Origin of the sequence: Sunxiuqinia indica, assembly GCF_009847015.1 — a bacterium.
In the GTDB taxonomy this organism is placed as follows: Bacteria; Bacteroidota; Bacteroidia; order Bacteroidales; family Prolixibacteraceae; genus Sunxiuqinia; species Sunxiuqinia indica.
Genome location: NZ_WVEM01000006.1, coordinates 87,185 through 103,990, shown reverse-complemented (window position 1 = coordinate 103,990; position 16,806 = coordinate 87,185). Strand labels below are relative to the sequence as shown.

General features: G+C 38.8%; 11 protein-coding genes. All 11 read left to right on the top strand.

Features of this window, described 5'->3' with window-relative positions:
* The first annotated feature begins 185 nt into the window (after nucleotides 1-185).
* A complete protein-coding gene (locus tag GR929_RS10630) occupies nucleotides 186-1,340 on the top strand; it encodes an IPT/TIG domain-containing protein (protein ID WP_159519580.1) in 1,155 nt (384 codons plus the stop codon).
* Between the two features lie 25 nt (nucleotides 1,341-1,365).
* Nucleotides 1,366-4,299: a SusC/RagA family TonB-linked outer membrane protein gene (locus GR929_RS10625; protein WP_159519578.1), complete on the top strand. Its 2,934-nt coding sequence runs from the start codon at nucleotides 1,366-1,368 to the stop codon at nucleotides 4,297-4,299.
* Nucleotides 4,300-4,322: 23 nt separating this feature from the next.
* Nucleotides 4,323-5,768, top strand: a complete 1,446-nt coding sequence (locus GR929_RS10620; RefSeq protein ID WP_159519576.1) for a RagB/SusD family nutrient uptake outer membrane protein — start codon at nucleotides 4,323-4,325, stop codon at nucleotides 5,766-5,768.
* A gap of 87 nt (nucleotides 5,769-5,855) precedes the next feature.
* The gene (locus GR929_RS10615; RefSeq protein WP_159519574.1) at nucleotides 5,856-7,463 is read left to right on the top strand and encodes a DUF4832 domain-containing protein; all 1,608 of its coding nucleotides are present in this window, start codon (nucleotides 5,856-5,858) and stop codon (nucleotides 7,461-7,463) included.
* Nucleotides 7,464-7,518: 55 nt separating this feature from the next.
* Nucleotides 7,519-9,114: a DUF4832 domain-containing protein gene (locus tag GR929_RS10610; protein WP_201300969.1), complete on the top strand. Its 1,596-nt coding sequence runs from the start codon at nucleotides 7,519-7,521 to the stop codon at nucleotides 9,112-9,114.
* 5 nt (nucleotides 9,115-9,119) lie between these two features.
* Nucleotides 9,120-10,142, top strand: a complete 1,023-nt coding sequence (locus GR929_RS10605) for a nucleoside hydrolase (protein ID WP_159519572.1) — start codon at nucleotides 9,120-9,122, stop codon at nucleotides 10,140-10,142.
* A 9-nt stretch (nucleotides 10,143-10,151) separates the two neighbouring features.
* Nucleotides 10,152-11,375: a nucleoside hydrolase gene (locus GR929_RS10600; RefSeq protein WP_394366234.1), complete on the top strand. Its 1,224-nt coding sequence runs from the start codon at nucleotides 10,152-10,154 to the stop codon at nucleotides 11,373-11,375.
* Between the two features lie 25 nt (nucleotides 11,376-11,400).
* Nucleotides 11,401-13,023: a sulfatase family protein gene (locus GR929_RS10595; protein ID WP_159519568.1), complete on the top strand. Its 1,623-nt coding sequence runs from the start codon at nucleotides 11,401-11,403 to the stop codon at nucleotides 13,021-13,023.
* 6 nt (nucleotides 13,024-13,029) lie between these two features.
* Nucleotides 13,030-13,875: an alpha/beta hydrolase gene (locus tag GR929_RS10590; protein WP_159519566.1), complete on the top strand. Its 846-nt coding sequence runs from the start codon at nucleotides 13,030-13,032 to the stop codon at nucleotides 13,873-13,875.
* Nucleotides 13,876-13,911: 36 nt separating this feature from the next.
* Complete coding sequence (locus GR929_RS10585; protein WP_159519564.1) at nucleotides 13,912-15,855, top strand: glycoside hydrolase family 97 protein; 1,944 nt, start codon at nucleotides 13,912-13,914, stop codon at nucleotides 15,853-15,855.
* A 27-nt stretch (nucleotides 15,856-15,882) separates the two neighbouring features.
* On the top strand, nucleotides 15,883-16,806 hold the full coding sequence (gene rbsK / locus GR929_RS10580) for a ribokinase (RefSeq protein WP_159519562.1): 924 nt from the start codon (nucleotides 15,883-15,885) through the stop codon (nucleotides 16,804-16,806).

Here is a 16,806-nt window from a genome sequence, read left to right as displayed (position 1 = left end):
AAATATGTTTAGTTTTAAGTTGTTATCGAAATGTTTAGTTGCTTGTGTTATAAAGCATAGAACAAACGATTGTGCAATATGATATTCTTCTATAGTTTTGAATCGTGAAAAAAATATTTGCTTGAGTTTATTACCGAGTTTTTTTCAACTAGATGATTCAAACATCAAACCTAAATTTTATGAGAATGAATAAATTTTTATTGATTTTATTGGTGCTTCCTTTTTTTATTGGTTGTGAAAAAGAGGATGAAGTCACTATTGTAACTGGTGATGTTGTTGCCCCCATTCTGAAGGATGTTAGTATGCCTTCTCAGAGTAGTACAGTCCCCGGGGCAGAAGTTTATGTCAGTGGTGTCGGTTTTTCTGAGGAAGATGTGATTAGTTGTACATCTCTTGAAGGCGAAGCTAATTTTATAGCATCAGTTGTTTCAGCCGACGACTATGGGATAACAATTGAAATCCCAGATGAAGCGGGGGGGGAGTACGAAGTTTCTGTCACAAGGGCTAATTTAACAACAATCCTTGACGAGCACTTAAAAGTAGCTTTCGTTTTTAGTGTCGATAATCTTTCTGTTCCTGCTTCGGTTTTGGGAGGCGAAACAATTGCTATATCCGGTGATGGATTTGAAAGTGGAGACCAGCTTGTATTTAAAGCAGACCATTATCCCGACGGATTGTCATTTACGGTAAATACCACCTTAACATCCGATGGTCTTTCGGTAACTGTCCCTGCCGGATGTTATGGAGTGAATAATCTCTCTTTTATCCGTGGAAAAAGAATTTGTGTAGCTGGCAGTACTGCTGTGCCTGTTGATGTAGGCGACCAACTGGGAGGAGGGACAGTGTTTTATACATCCGATGATGGAGCACATGGTTTAATTGTAGCAACAGAAAATGTAGCAGAGAAACTTCCTTTTGGAGTAAGTGTAAAAATTGATCCGTATGCTTCTGGTACTACCCAAGATATTTATGCAGGAAAAACCAATACCGAGAACTTGGTGCAAGGAATAATATCTTATCGCAGTGATGGCAATGCGGCAGAAACGTCTGTTGCTGAATTGTGTGATAATTATTCATTTGATGTTGATGGATATGTATATGAAGATTGGTTCCTAGGTTCTCTTCAGGAAATGGTCGAATTATTTAACTATCGGGCTACTCTGGTTGATCCTATAGCTTTGGTCTCAAAAAATAATTACTGGACATCAACGGTGAACTCAACGACAGTATGGGCATGGGCTTATTACTATGTTAATTTCTACGAAATAACAAATCTTGTTACAGGCAGGGCTAATGCAACTAATTGGTCAATTGCAGCAAGGCCAATTCGTCAATTCTAATAAAATATTAATCTGAAAAAAAACTATGAAAAAATATATTTTCTTAATCGTATTGTTTTTAGGGATCGTTTTTGAAGGATTTGCCCAAAATACGGTTTCTGGTGTTGTAACGAATTATGAATCAGAGCCTTTGGTCGGAGTTACAGTAGTTATTGACGGTACGCTTACGGGTGTGACAACTGATGCAGATGGCCGCTATTCATTAGATGTAAATCAAAATGATGTTCTGGTATTTTCTTTTGTTGGTATGATTACACAAAAGGTTGTATATAAGGGGCAAAAGGAAATCAATGTTAATATGATATCTGATAATTATAACCTCGACGATGTTGTTGTGGTTGGCTATGGTACTTCGAAAAGAAGCGACCTAACTGGATCAGTCTCTTCAGTAAAAGTTAACGACCTTAAAAATACAAAAGTTGGTTTGTTGGGGAATGCGTTACAAGGCATGGCTTCGGGTGTACAGGTAACACAAACCAACTTAAAACCGGGAGGGAGTGTTTCAGTGGTTATCCGGGGGAAAGGTTCGGTAAATGCAGGGAATGGTCCTTTAGTTATTATTGATGGCGTGCCCGGCGGATTTGATCAAATTGCAACAGCTGACATTGAATCAATTGAAATTTTGAAAGATGCTTCGGCAGCATCTATTTATGGTAATAGGGGATCAAATGGTGTAATACTTATTACCAGTAAAAAAGGTGTGGCAGGAAAAACCAAGGTTTCGTTTACTGCGCAAGGCGGTGTTATGAATATGGTAAATAAAATGGACATGATGAGCGCCCAACAATATTATGACCTGATTAATTCAGAAGGAATTGAATATACGTGGAAACGTGATGAATTGCTCCAGCTTAGCCGTGGAGAAACCACCGATTGGCAGGCAGCTATTTCGGAACAAGGTAAATTCCAAAATTATAATGCCTCAGTTTCTGGGGGTAGCGAAAAGTCCAGTAATTATCTCGGCCTTGACTATTACGATATGGACGGGATTATAAAAAATTCAAATTATAATAGGATAACACTCCGTTTTAACAACGACAGCAAGCTTAACGATTGGGCTCATATGGGATTTCGTTTGAATGTTTTGGAGTCGAAAATCAAAAATATAAATGAAGAAACCCACGAGTTATACGGTACCATATTTAGTGCTGTTTCTGCACAGCCGACTGCACCAATTTATGGATCAGATGGAGAGTATTTTGATGGTTTCTTAAATACAAAGGCAAACCCGGTGGCTATGGTTGATTTGCTCGATAAATCAACAAAAGTAACTCATATTACCGGTTCGTTTTTTGTCGAATTTACACCTGTAAAACATTTAAGTATTAAAACCAATAATGCAGCAACACTGCATTTTGCAATAACTGATATATATGAAAATCCCCGGATGGGGCAGCATTATGCTACCGAAGGAGTTGCAAATATAACAAGTAGCAAATCCAGATATTGGCAATCGGAAAATACCATAACTTATGATAATAAATTTGGCGACCATAAGATAAAAGCCATGGTCGGTGTATCCGCTTCCAAATCAGAAGCAGAATCTTCATTTGCACAAGCCAAAGGAGTTGATTCGGTCACAAAATATTATAATCTGGGAGGAGGAAGCGAGTTCGGTCCAAATAGTTCTTCTGCTTCAGCATCGACACTCACTTCAACTTATATGCGTGCTAATTATAATTATAAGGATCGTTACCTGGCTACATTTACAATGCGTGCCGATGGTTCATCTAGATTTGCACCTGGGCATCGTTGGGGATATTTCCCTTCACTTGCTTTAGCATGGAGGATTACGGAAGAAGATTTTATGAAATCGGCTGATTATATTGATAATTTAAAGTTAAGAGTCAGCGCCGGAATGCTCGGTAACCAGAATATTGGTAATTACCTTTATCAGGCACTTGTATCTGAGGGAGGGCAGCATTTTAATTATGTTTTGAATGGTGTTTTATATACCGGTGCTGCATATTCTTCTATCGGAAATACAAATTTAACCTGGGAAAAATCTAAACAATTGGATATAGCTTTAGATTATGGATTTTTTGGAAATAGAGTAGCCGGTAGTATCGATTATTATTATAAGCAATCAACCGACCTTCTTTGGAACGTTACCTTGCCGTTGGAATCGGGATATCAATCGTCTTACACCAATGTTGGAGTGCTTGAAAACAAGGGGATTGAGTTTTCTTTAAATACAATCAATATAAATAAATATAATTTCCAGTGGACAAGTACATTAAACTTTACATATAACCGTAACGAAGTTATTGAACTCTATGATGGTAAAACTGATTACAATAAGCAAATATTTGTAGGGCACTCGTTAAATGAGTTTTATATGCTGGAATCAGATGGAATTTGGCAATTGGAAGAAGCGGCGGAAGCTGCTGTTTATGGAGCGTTGCCAGGTGACAGGAAAATTGTTGACAATTACGAAGATAATCAGATAAATAGTGATGATAGAGTCTTTTGCGGGCAAAGTAATCCGTCTTACTATGGCGGATTAACCAATACATTTAAATATAAAGATTTTGATTTGGTCGTTTTTGTAACTTATGCAGGAGGATATAAGGTTAGGAATTCGTTGCTTCGTTTTACAAACAGTTACAATACCAAAGGAAATTCAAGTGTGGATTATTATAATAACTATTGGCGTGCCGACCGTCCAAGTAATAAATATCCGGCTCCACGTATTGGTAGTTCTTATTTAAATGGCGATGGTACTGATGCCATTCTGGAAGATGGTACTTATGCCCGTATTAAAAATCTGGAATTGGGTTATACGCTACCAAAACGCTGGACAAAATTGTTAAAAGCAACCAGCCTACGAGCTTATTTTTCTGTTCAGAATGTCTATACTTTTACCAAGTACACAGGCTATGATATAGAAGCTTCAGCCCAATCAAATCCTTATCCAGGGTCAAGGGCTTTTATCGGTGGTATTTCAATTAATTTCTAAGAATACTTTTACAATTAATTATCATGAAAAAAATAATATATGTCTTAACAATTGTGATTCTTCTGTTTTCGAGTACTTCTTGTGAAGATTTTCTGACAGAGGTTTCAAAAAGCAGCATCACCGCAGAAAATTCTTTTATTACTGCCGAAGACTGGGATGCAGCTCTGATTTGTTCTTATGCAATGCTCCAAAAAGTAACAGGCCAGAAATTGACAATAGTATTGGGGGAATTTGGTACCGATGAAGTTCGCCCTTTTAATACAAGCTGGGCAGCCTATACAGAACTGATGTATTATACTTATACGGCAAGCCATTCATTCTTGTATAATCATTATGTGTATAGTTACGAAGGAGTTAAGTCTGCTAATACAGTTATTGATATGCCTTCCAATTCAAACATGAGCGATGAAGACAGGACTATGCTGATTGCACAAGCCCGTTTTCTGAGGGGATTATTTTATTTTGAATTGGTACGAATGTATGGCCGTATTCCGTTATGGACAACATCCACCGTTGATCCGGATGAGATTTCAAAACCTCGCTGCGAATCAATCGATGATGCTTATGAGTTAATAACCGGCGATTTAGAGTATGCCGCAGGCATTCTTCCTGAAACATGGTCGAATAGCAATGATAAAGGGAGGGCAACAAGTTATGCCGCTTATGCTTTCCTTGGGCGTGTTTATTTGCAATGGGGTAAGTCAGCCGAAGCCCTGGAAGCTTTAAATAATGTCATAGGGCATTTTAACCTGTACGATAATTATGCTGATATATATTCAGCAAGCCATAAAAACGAAGAATACGAAAATATCTTTGAAGTTCAGTGGAGTCATTCCGGCTATTGGGGGCTTGAAGGAAGTTTGCAAAGTTCTTATTGGGGAGCCCGGGGTACTGGTGGCCCTACTGCCGGTGGTTTTGGTTGGGGAGGGTTTGGCCCAACTCAATACCTTTATGGTCAGTACGAAGATGACGATAAGCGTAAAACAGAATTTTTTTGGACAGAATTTAACGGGGTTGTACAATCACCTCCTGCAATAAAAAAATATTATGACGAGAATTATCAGGATCAGATTGAAGACGATGACTTGAATTATGTTTACATGCGCTATGCCGATGTATTGTTGATGGCTTCAGAGGCTTTAAATAATATTGATGATTCATCGGGTAAAAAGTATGAGTACCTGAACCAGGTTCGAACACGGGCAGGCATTAGTAGCATTACCGAAAATGATGGCCTTTCAAAATCAGAATTTGCCGATGTGTTACTAAAAGAACGTTTGCTTGAACTTTGCTGCGAGCGCCACCGACGTTTCGACTTGATCCGCTTTGGGAAACTTAACGAACAGGTACAAGCGGCATATGCTGGCTACGGGATAACCGTTGGTGAAAATCAGGCAACTGTATATCCAATCCCTCAGGTAGCCATGGATGCGAACGATGCTATGAATGAGAATAATCCTGGATATTAGAGGGGTAAAGAACAAGGAAGGATTATATCCCTCCTTGTTGTGATTTTAGATATAAATTTAGCTGTAAACAAAATTATGCAATTGAACATGGGTGTACATAGGAATTATTGTGTTGTAATAATGCTTGCCATTTTTACATTTTGTAGCGATGCTGATCCGGAAATTCCGGATGACGATGATCAGGTTATAAGTGTTAAAAACGGGCTTGTTACTGTTAAACCAATAGAATATTATACAGCCATACGTAATCCTATGAAAGGGCTTCGGGAGTATTTTAATCCGGCATTACATTTAAAACGCGACGAGTACCCTTATCCATACGGAACCATAATTAAGGAATATATGCAATGGGATAACCTTGAAAATGTGGAAAGCGATGAAGTTGATAAGGTTATAGCTTATAGTAACCACAGGTGGGAAGGAGTTGAAGACATTAATATGAAAGTTATCCCGAGGCCATATATTGTTTGGCGCGAACCCTGGCTGGGTGGATTGACAACTGAACCGGAAAATCCGGATGATTTGAGAGGGTCACATTGGCCTGCCGATATTCCCGGTGAAACATATTCCGAAGATCCTGATACGCCTATTACAGGAGGATATTTCGATTCTTCTTTTCAGGAAAGAGTTAAAAAACTGGTGAAAAAATTAGGCGAAGCTTGGGATAACGACCCCAGGGTTGCATATATCGAAATGGGTATAATAGGATGTTGGGGCGAACACCATGACCCAAATATATCTACCTACTGGCCGCCCCATACGCAGGAATACCATGTGGCAAACCGTACATGGATACCCGGTATTGAAAAAACACTTGGCGACGCATTTACCGAAGCATTCAAAAACAAAAAAGTTATGGTTCGGTATGCGTATGATTTTACTGAATATGATTTTGGAGTTTTCTGGGATTCGTTTGCCTTGCCACAAGAAGAAAACAGAGGGTATAACGAAATGATGAAATTAGATGATAGGTGGAAAACACAGCCTATGGGAGGTGAAATTTCCTGGGCAAGAGGAGATCATGCTCAGTTTGATAGCTTTGAAGAACTAATTTCCGATAATGCAACACAAGCCCGGGTTATAAAACATATTCGTAATTTGCATATCAACCATATTGGCGGTGTTACCTGGGCTGATTTTAGTAACACGGAATTTCTTTCTAATGCAGCCATCATTCAGAAAAATCTGGGCTACCGTTTTGTTATTGAAAAATTTAGCTATCCTACAAGAATTAAACCGAACACTTCCTTTTCCTTATCACTCGATGTTGTGAATACCGGCTCATCGCCTTTTTACTATAATTGGCCACTTGAAGTCAGCCTTTTAGATCCGGAAACAAAAGAACAGGTTTGGTCAACAGTACTAAACAATGTAAATATTTCGGAGTGGATGCCGGGCGATGTATGGGATAGTTCGAAAAAGGCATACACAATTGACGCAGAAACAAATAATGTTGAAGCCAATGTTACGGTGGATGAAGATGTTCCTGATGGGAAATATATTATCTCCTTAGCAGTCCTCGACCCTGCGGGTATGCTCCCTTCCCTGCGTTTTGCTGCAATTAACTATTTTGAAGGGGGGAGGCACCCAATGGGATATATTGGTGTAAATGCAGAAATTGAAGAATTTGAGATACCTGTGACCGAATTTGATAACCTCGGAAGTGAAACTACTTTGCATTATGAATTGGATTAAAAAGCTACTAAAATTAAGTTGTGTAGAAAATAGTTTGCGAAGAAATATGTATTTAATGAATTATATATTGGCTTGTTTGCTTTTATTTTCCTCATGTGGCGATGGGGGTGTAGAAGATATTATCGATGATAATGAGAATTTTAAAATAATTGATGGCCGTGTTGTAATTAGCCCTATAGAATACTACAATGCTATTCGAAATCCGATGAAAGGATTCCGAGAATATTTTAATCCTGCCAAGGATAAAAAACGCAGTCAATATCCGTATCCATATGGAACCATGATAAAGGAATATATGCAATGGGACAATATGGAAGATGTTGCAAGTGACGGTGTTGAAAAGGTGATAGAATACAGTAACCATCGTTGGGAAGGGGTAGAAGATATAAATATGAAAGTTATTCCCCGTGCATACATTATATGGAAAGAACCATGGCTGGGAGGAATGACAACGAATCCTGAAGATCCGGATGATTTAAGAGGGTCACATTGGCCCAGCGATATCCCCGGGGAGGTTTATTCTGAAGATCCGGATACACCAATTACCGGTGGATATTTTGTGCCTACTTTTCAGGACAGGGTAAAGAAATTTGTAAAGAAATTGGGAGAAGCATGGAACAACGATCCCCGGGTAGCTTATGTGGAAATGGGGATTATTGGTTGCTGGGGCGAACAGCACGATCCGAATATTACGACTTACTGGCTGCCACATACTCAGGATTACCATGTAGCCAACCGTACCTGGATTCCCGGTATTGAAAAAACACTTGGCGACGCTTTTACCGAAGCTTTCCCTAATAAGAAAGTAATGGTTCGCTATGCTTATGATTTTAAAGATTACGAATTTGGTATTTTTTGGGATTCCTGGGCTATGCAACAGGAACAGGTTAGGGGTTATGCCGAAATGAAAAAACTCGGCGACAGATGGAAAATGCAACCCATTGGAGGAGAAATAACCTGGAACTGGGGAAACCTTTCAAAGTTCAATTCTTTGGAAGAAGTGGTTGCCGATGGAGACACGCGTGATTTAATAATCGACCAAATTCGCGATTTACATTGCAATCACCTGGGAGGAGTGACCTGGGCCGATTTTTCAGATGCCGAATTTATTTCAAATGCTATAACCATTCAAAAAGCAATGGGATACAGGTTTATTATAAACGAGTTTAATTATCCAACAAAAATTGAATCGAATTCACCCTTTAGTATTTCGTTTGAAATTAAGAATACAGGTTCTTCGCCCTTTTATTATAACTGGCCTGTGGAAATTAGCCTGCTCGATCCTGATAGCAGGGAAAAAGTTTGGTCAACACAATTAGATGATGTTGAAATATCGACCTGGATGCCGGGTAATGGCTGGGATTTTGATGAAAATGAATATACGATTGAAGCCGAAAATTATTTAATTGAAGAAGAATTAACTATAGATGAAGATATTCCGGATGGTAAATATATTATTTCAATTGCAATTCTCGATCCGGCAGGCATGCTTCCGTCTGTACGTTTTGCGGCCTACAATTATTTTAACGGTGGAAACCATCCCATGGGGTATATCGGGCTAAACCAGGATTTAGATGAATTTGAAATCCCCATTACAAATTTTGATGATTTGCAAAAAGATACTTCGCTTAAATACATTATCGAAAATTGAATTTTATGAAAAATATATTTTTATTGCTATTGCTTTGTCTTGGTTTATTTTCCTGTGTCGATAATAAAAAGGAAAAGAATCATCAAGCACCAAAAAATGAACCGGTTAAAATTATTTTCGATACCGACCTTGGCAACGACATCGATGATGTACTAGCCCTGCAAATGTTGTTAAATTACCATAAGCAGGGAAAGGTCGATTTATTAGGTGTAACCATCAGCAAAGCAAATCCTATGGCTGTTGAATATGTCGATGGGTTCTGTAACTTCAATAACATAGAAAACCTGCCATTGGGGTATGTTTTTAATGGTGTAAAACCCGACGAAGGGAAATATCTCAAACAAACACTCTCAAAAGTAGTTGGCGGGAAAAAAATACTTGAACCCAAACGCACGGTAGAAGATAATATTCCAGAGGCGTATAAATTAATAAGGAAATTATTGGCATCGCAACCCAATCAATCTGTTGTTTTGGTAGCGGTTGGCCCGGAAACAAATATTGGCAGGTTGCTACAGTCGGAAGGCGATGAATATAGCAGCTTAAATGGGATCGAACTCGTAAAACAAAAAGTTAAGTTGCTTTCAATTATGGGTGGGCATTATGGAGTCGAGCCATTTCCCGAATGGAATATTGTAAACGACCTGGAAGCCTCACAAGATGTTTTTTCTTTGTGTCCGGTTCCAATTATAGCCAGTGGCTGGGAAGTTGGCAAAGCTTTGCTTTATCCACACCAAAGCGTCGAAAACGATTTTTCTGACCCGGAGAAGAATCCATTGTGTGTTTCGTACAGGGCGTGGGAGCAGATGCCTTACGATAGGCCTACCTGGGATTTAACTTCGGTTTTGATTGCCGCAGAACCTCAAAAAGATTTTTTCGAATTATCGCCCTGGGGTACCATCCAAATCGATGATGAGGGGAATAGTATCTTTTCGGAAAATGAAAATGGGATGCACCGCTATTTAATACACAATGTTTCGAATACTCAGGACGTATTGGATGCCTTAGTAAATGCTGTAACCGGAAAATAAAAACCTTTTATGAAAACTTTACCGAAGGTTGGCCTGATATCTATAATAATTACTATCTGTTTTTTACAAACAACTATTGCACAAACGTTTGTAAAGAAGAATTCAACCCCGGTAATTGTAATTTCCGACTTATATGTTCCTGCTCAGGATGTCGGCGATAATATCGACCTTGTAAATGCTTATCTATTACCCGAGATCGATCTAAAAGCAGTATTGCTCGATTGCCACAATACATTTCGGAATAAAGTGGCTGTAAATGCCGGAGTAGGTTTACATCAGGATAAACGTGGTCCAAGAGAGCCGGGCTATTCAGCAGTTGAACAACTCAATTATATTTTCGATAAGAATGTGCCTTATGGCGTTGGCCCTTTTTCTGCTATGAAAAGTACGGATGATAAAATGGAATATATTTCCGCATACGAGAACAAGGGGCTCAATTTATTGAAAAGAATATTAGAAGAATCAGAGGAAGCAGTAACTGTTGTTTCATTTGGCTCACTGCGGATTCTTGCTGTGGCTAATAACAGGTTTCCTGATTTACTAAAAGAAAAAGTCAAAGAAGTTCATATTTCCGCCGGGACAAGTTTTAACCATCCTACATTTTTAGAATGGAATGTTGCTTTAGATACAAACGCATTTGTTTCAGTTCTAAAATCCGGGTTGCCATTATACTTGTACCCTTGTGCCGCTGGCGATGAAACAAGAGCAGGCAAGGCAAAGTTTAAGGCATTTATAAAAGATGGGAACAATACATTTTACAGAATCTCAAGTTTGAATTTTATTAACAACCTGCCCGATAAATTAAAGCAATACTATCATTATGCTTTATTGCGGGAGACAAAGCCAGGCTATCTGGCTATGCTCGACAGTACCTTCCAGTCTGATCCTTCCGTTTTTAATAAGCCCCACAGGACATGGGAAACTGCAATTTGGATGCAAGTTGCGGAACTTAAGTTGGTTAAACATGAAAACGAGGTTTTTGAAATAGTGCCTGAAAATGAAGTATTAAACAGCGATGAAATTTTTATGGAAAAGCTTCGCCCTTGTACTATCGAGGTAAAAGAGTCAGGTATTTTTTCGTATGAATTTGATAAAAGCGGAGATGCGCATATTTATGAAAGGGAAGATCCTGAACAGTATGAAATATGGATGAATAAAGCGTTACCTGATTTTTATCTAAATCTATCAGAAAAAAGGTTTCCAAAAGCGAAGGCTTTTCAGAAAAATAAATGAATTGAAAAACATAATGATCATAATAATGAAGCGCAATAATACATACCAAAACCTGAAATTAATTTTACTGGGCATTGCCTTAATTAGTGCGACTTTAGCTTGTAGTAAAAAAAATGAAGGCTCATTACAAAAAGAAAAGAAACCAAATTTTTTGTTCTGTATTGCGGACGATGCCTCGTGGCAGCATTTTGGAGCTTATGGCTGCAATTGGGTTGAAACTCCCGGATTCGACCGCGTAGCAAACAGTGGTATTTTATTTACGCGTGCTTATACTCCAAATGCTAAATGTGCCCCTTCACGGGCTTGTATTTTAACCGGGCGTAATAGTTGGCAATTAGAGGAAGCAGCCAACCATTCACCAAATTTCCCGGCAAAATTTAAAACCTATGTTGAAGCATTGGGAGCGCAGGGATATTGGGTTGGAAGTACAGGAAAAGGATGGGCTCCAGGCAATCCTGGTAAGGTTGACGGAAAAAGGCGTGAGTTGGCCGGAAAGAAATTCAATACTCATAAATTAGAAGCTCCTACAAATGGGATTTCTCCCAACGATTACGCCCAGAATTTTTCTCAGTTTCTTAAAGAACGTCCCGAAGGAGAACCCTTTTGCTTTTGGTATGGAGGGTTTGAACCACACCGTCCTTACGATTTTGAATCGGGTGAAGAATTAGGCGGAATGTCAAAGTCAGGCGTGGATAAAATTCCTGAATTCTGGCCCGATGTAGATACAATACGATCCGATATGCTCGATTATGCATTCGAGATTGAATACTTCGACAGCCATTTAAAAAGAATGCTTGAAAAACTTGATGAAATCGGGGAATTGGAAAATACAATTGTTTTTGTAACAGCCGACAATGGTATGCCTTTCCCTCGAATTAAAGGCCAGGTTTATGAATATTCCAACCACCTTCCCCTGGCTGTTATGTGGCCTAAAGGGATAAAAAATCCAGGCAGGCGGGTTGATGATTTTGTGAATTTTATCGATTTTGCACCAACCATCCTGGAATTGGCAGGAGTTAAAGAAGAACAATCGGGGATGCAGCCTATAACAGGTAAAAGCCTGAGTGAACTATTTTATTCAGAGAAAGAAGGCTCGGTTTCTACTAAGCGCGATTTTGTTTTAGTTGGAAAAGAACGGCATGATGTTGGCCGGCCCGATGACCAGGGTTATCCGGTTCGTGGAATAATAAAGGGCGATTATTTGTACCTGCGTAATTTTAAAACCGGTAGGTGGCCGGCAGGTAATCCTGAAACAGGTTATCTGAACTGCGACGGCAGCCCGACTAAAACATATATTCTGGACACACGGAGGAAAAAAGGCCAACTGGAATTTTGGGAAATGAATTTTGGGAAACGCCCTTCCGAAGAACTTTATAATATTACCAACGATCCTTTTTGTATGGATAACTTGGCTGAAAATGAAGAATTTCAGGAACTGAAATCAGGACTTGAAATCGAAATGAAGCAAAGGCTCACAGAACAGGGTGATCCTCGTATCCTGGGCAATGGCGATGTGTTTGATAATTACCCTTATGCAGGTGCTGTCCATAATTTTTATAACCGCTATATGAATGGTGAAAAAATCCCAGCTGATTGGGTAAATGATTCGGATTTTGACACTTACCTGTTAACTCCTCAAAATAAATAGTTTGTTATGTTGAGATTTAATTTTATAACCATTTTATTTTGTTTACCTGCTTTGTTGGGATTCAGCCAGAAATCGGAGCTTTTTATTTATAAAAAAGTAGATACGGTTAAATTGTATTTAGAAGTTAAATATCCCGATAATTTCAACAAGGCAAATCAATATCCGGCTATGGTATTCTTTTTTGGGGGAGGATGGAAAACCGGTGACAGAAGCCATTTTAAAAATCATGCTGAATATTTCGCAAAACGTGGCATCGTTTGTTTTCTTGCCGATTACAGAACCGAAAGCAAAAATAGTACAACTCCTTTCGAGGCACTGAAAGATGCCAAGTCGGCAATTCGCTATATCCGAAAAAATGCTTCTGAATTCAGCCTCAATCCTTCAAAAATAATTGCATCGGGAGGTTCGGCCGGAGGACAGCTAGCAGCTGCCACGGCCTTAATTAAAAAATATAATGATAAAAACGACGACTTATCGGTTGATTGTGAGCCGGATGCCCTTGTGCTTTATAGTCCGGTTATCGATAACGGTCCAGGGGGCTACGGATATGAACGAGTAGCTGATGATTATAAAGATTTTTCGCCCCTGCATAATATAAAACAGGGAGCACCTCCTACCATTATTTTCCTTGGCACAGAAGACCAGTTGATTCCTGTTGAAACAGCAAGATATTACCAAAAGGTAATGGGAAAAGTGGGGAGTACCTGTGTGCTGAAATTATATAATGGGGAAGGACACGGTTTTTTCAATTATAATAATCCAGAGAATTACAAAAGCACAGTTCGTGAAACCGATGATTTTTTGCAAGTGCTTGGCTACCTTGAAAAAAACGCTGAAATAAATGCCGAATAGTTTTGAAATATTATTAACGAATAAGAATATAATTGTATGAAAAGAAAGTATTTATATTTAATTGCCATCTTTGTTTTTATCATAGCAGGTTCTGCTTTTTCGCAGGAGAAATGTGTTAGTTCCCCGGATGGTAAAAATACAATCAGTATAACAACCCATAATGAAATCAGTTACGAAGTAAAAAGAAACGGGAAAGTAGTAGTTACAAAATCTCCCATTTTAATGAAAGTCGGAGAGAAGGAGTGGGGGAAGGATTCCCGTCCAAGGAAGGTTTCAACAGAAAGTATTCAAAAGGAAGTAAATTTAACTGTTCCCCGAAAATTAAAAGTAATCAATGAAGAATACAATAAGATTTTATTGGCTTACCGTGATTATATGGTCGAATTCAGGGCATATAACGATGGTGTTGCTTACCGGTTTATTGGTAAAAAAGACGAAGAAAAACCAATAATTTCCGAATCAGTAGTTTTCAATCTTCCGGATGATTACGAAACATATACATTGTTAACTGATAAATTACAAAATTGGTTTGAAGAGGAATATACAATTAAAAATATTTCATCCTTGCCTCAAGATAGCTTTTCAATTTCTCCGGTAATGGTTAATGCAGGAAACTGTAAATTACTGATTGCCGAGGCTAATCTGGTAAATTATCCGGGCTTTTACCTGCAACCATCCGGAAAATCGTTTAAAGGTATTTTTGCTTATTATCCGCATACCGAAGAAATCAGGAATAACGGGAATAAATTATATGCTATTGAGCGGGAAGAATATCTTGTTAAAACAAATACAAAAAGAACTTTCCCGTGGCGGGTAGTAGGTATATTCGAAAATGATGCCGATATGCTGAGTAGCGATTTAACCTACCTTCTTTCAGATGAAGAAGCCCCGGAGTATGATTTTTCGTGGGTAAAACCCGGAAAAGTATTATGGGACTGGTGGAACGGACGGAATATATACAATGTCGATTTTGTTTCGGGTATAAATACTGCTACCTATTTGTATATGATAGATTATGCTGCTAAACACGGATTGGAATATGTATTACTCGATGAAGGATGGTCTGCAAAAAATGATTTAATGGAGTTAAACCCGGATGTGGATATAGCATCAATTTGTAAACATGCCGCTGCTAAAAAAGTGGGGGTTATGCTTTGGGCAAAATGGATCAATGTTGACAGGCAGATGGATGTTGCATTCGACCAGTTTTCCAAATGGGGAGTGAAGGGTGTTAAAATTGATTTTATGGATCGCAACGATGCCAGGATGGTAAACTTTTTTTATGATGTAGCAGATAATGCTGCCAGGCATAAATTATTGCTTGATTTTCATGGCTCGTATATCTGCAAAGGACTTAGGCGAAAATATCCGAATGTAATGACACGAGAAGGAGTTGTTGGCCTGGAATATAATAGGATGAAAGATATAGCGACTGTTACACACGACCTGATTATTCCATATCTAAGAATGTGGGCAGGCCCTATGGATTATACACCTGGGGCAATGTTAAATGCCCACGATGATAATTATTTTCTTAGCCGGACTGAACCTATGAGCCATGGTACGCGCAGCCATCAGGTCGCCATGTATGTGGTATATGAAAGCCCCTTACAAATGGTTTCAGACAGCCCAACAAAATACGATGAAAATCCGGTGAGTTTTAATTTTATAAAAGAAATTCCAACTGTTTGGGATGAAACAATTCCCTTGGCCGGGGAAATTGGTAAATATATAGTTGTTGCAAGAAGGGCTGGAGATACCTGGTACATTGGAGCTATGAATGGAGCTGAGCCACGTGAACTACAAATTGATTTATCATTTTTAGAAGGAGGGGAAAAGCAATTAAGAGCCCATGCCGATGGGGTAAATTCTTTCAAGCAGGCAAAAGATTTCCGTATAATTTCTGAAAAAATCCAGGCAGGTCAGAAACTTAAAATAGAAATGTCAAAAGGCGGTGGTTATACTGCAATAATTAAATAAAGATATAGGCTACTTAATATATTTTTTATGGGTAAAATACTTGTAATAGGAAGTTCGAATTTAGATTTAATTGCAAAGATGGAACGTTTCCCCAAGGATGGCGAAACCATAAAGGGGCAGACTTTTTTGCAGGCAATGGGAGGGAAAGGTGCAAATCAGGCAGTTGCAGCAAATAAAACAGGCAGCAATGTGAAATTTGTAACCAGCCTTGGAAATGATATTTACGGAAAGAGTATCCTGAAAACATTTAATGACCAAGGGATTAATATGTCTTCTTCATTGTTGGTTGATAATGTTCCTACAGGAACGGCTATGATCTGGGTTGATAGCAAAGGCGAAAACAGCATTGTAATAATTCCCGGGGCAAATGACATGCTCACTTCAGACTATATTGTAGCCTTGGAAGATGAAATTGAAAAGTCCGATTTAATCATGCTGCAAATGGAAATACCTTATAATACAGTCCAAACAATATGCAAGATTGCCCACAAAAAAGGGTCAAAAGTCATGTTAAATGTGGCACCGGCAACTAAACTGGATAAATCTGTATTAGAGGCAGTTCACGTTCTCGTGGTAAACGAAACAGAAGCTGAAGTTGTGGCTTCTGCAAAAATAGCTGACATCGGAGAAGAAGCCGTTGCGGAAAAGCTTAACTCCCTGGGCGTAAAAAATGTTGTGCTTACAATGGGGGTTAAAGGCTGCTTGTTTAAAAATGAGGAAAAATATTTTCATATCCCCGCCTTTGAAGTTGAGTCGGTTGATACAACGGCCGCAGGCGATACGTTTTGCGGGGCACTTGCAGCTGGTATCAGCAATAATAAAAGTTGGGAGGATGCTTTGAGGTTTGCAACAGCCGCCGCCGCATTGTGTGTAACCAAGATGGGGGCACAGCCTGCAATACCTTCCGAAAAGGAAATTACTGAATTTATTAAAGAAAATATATCAGTATAA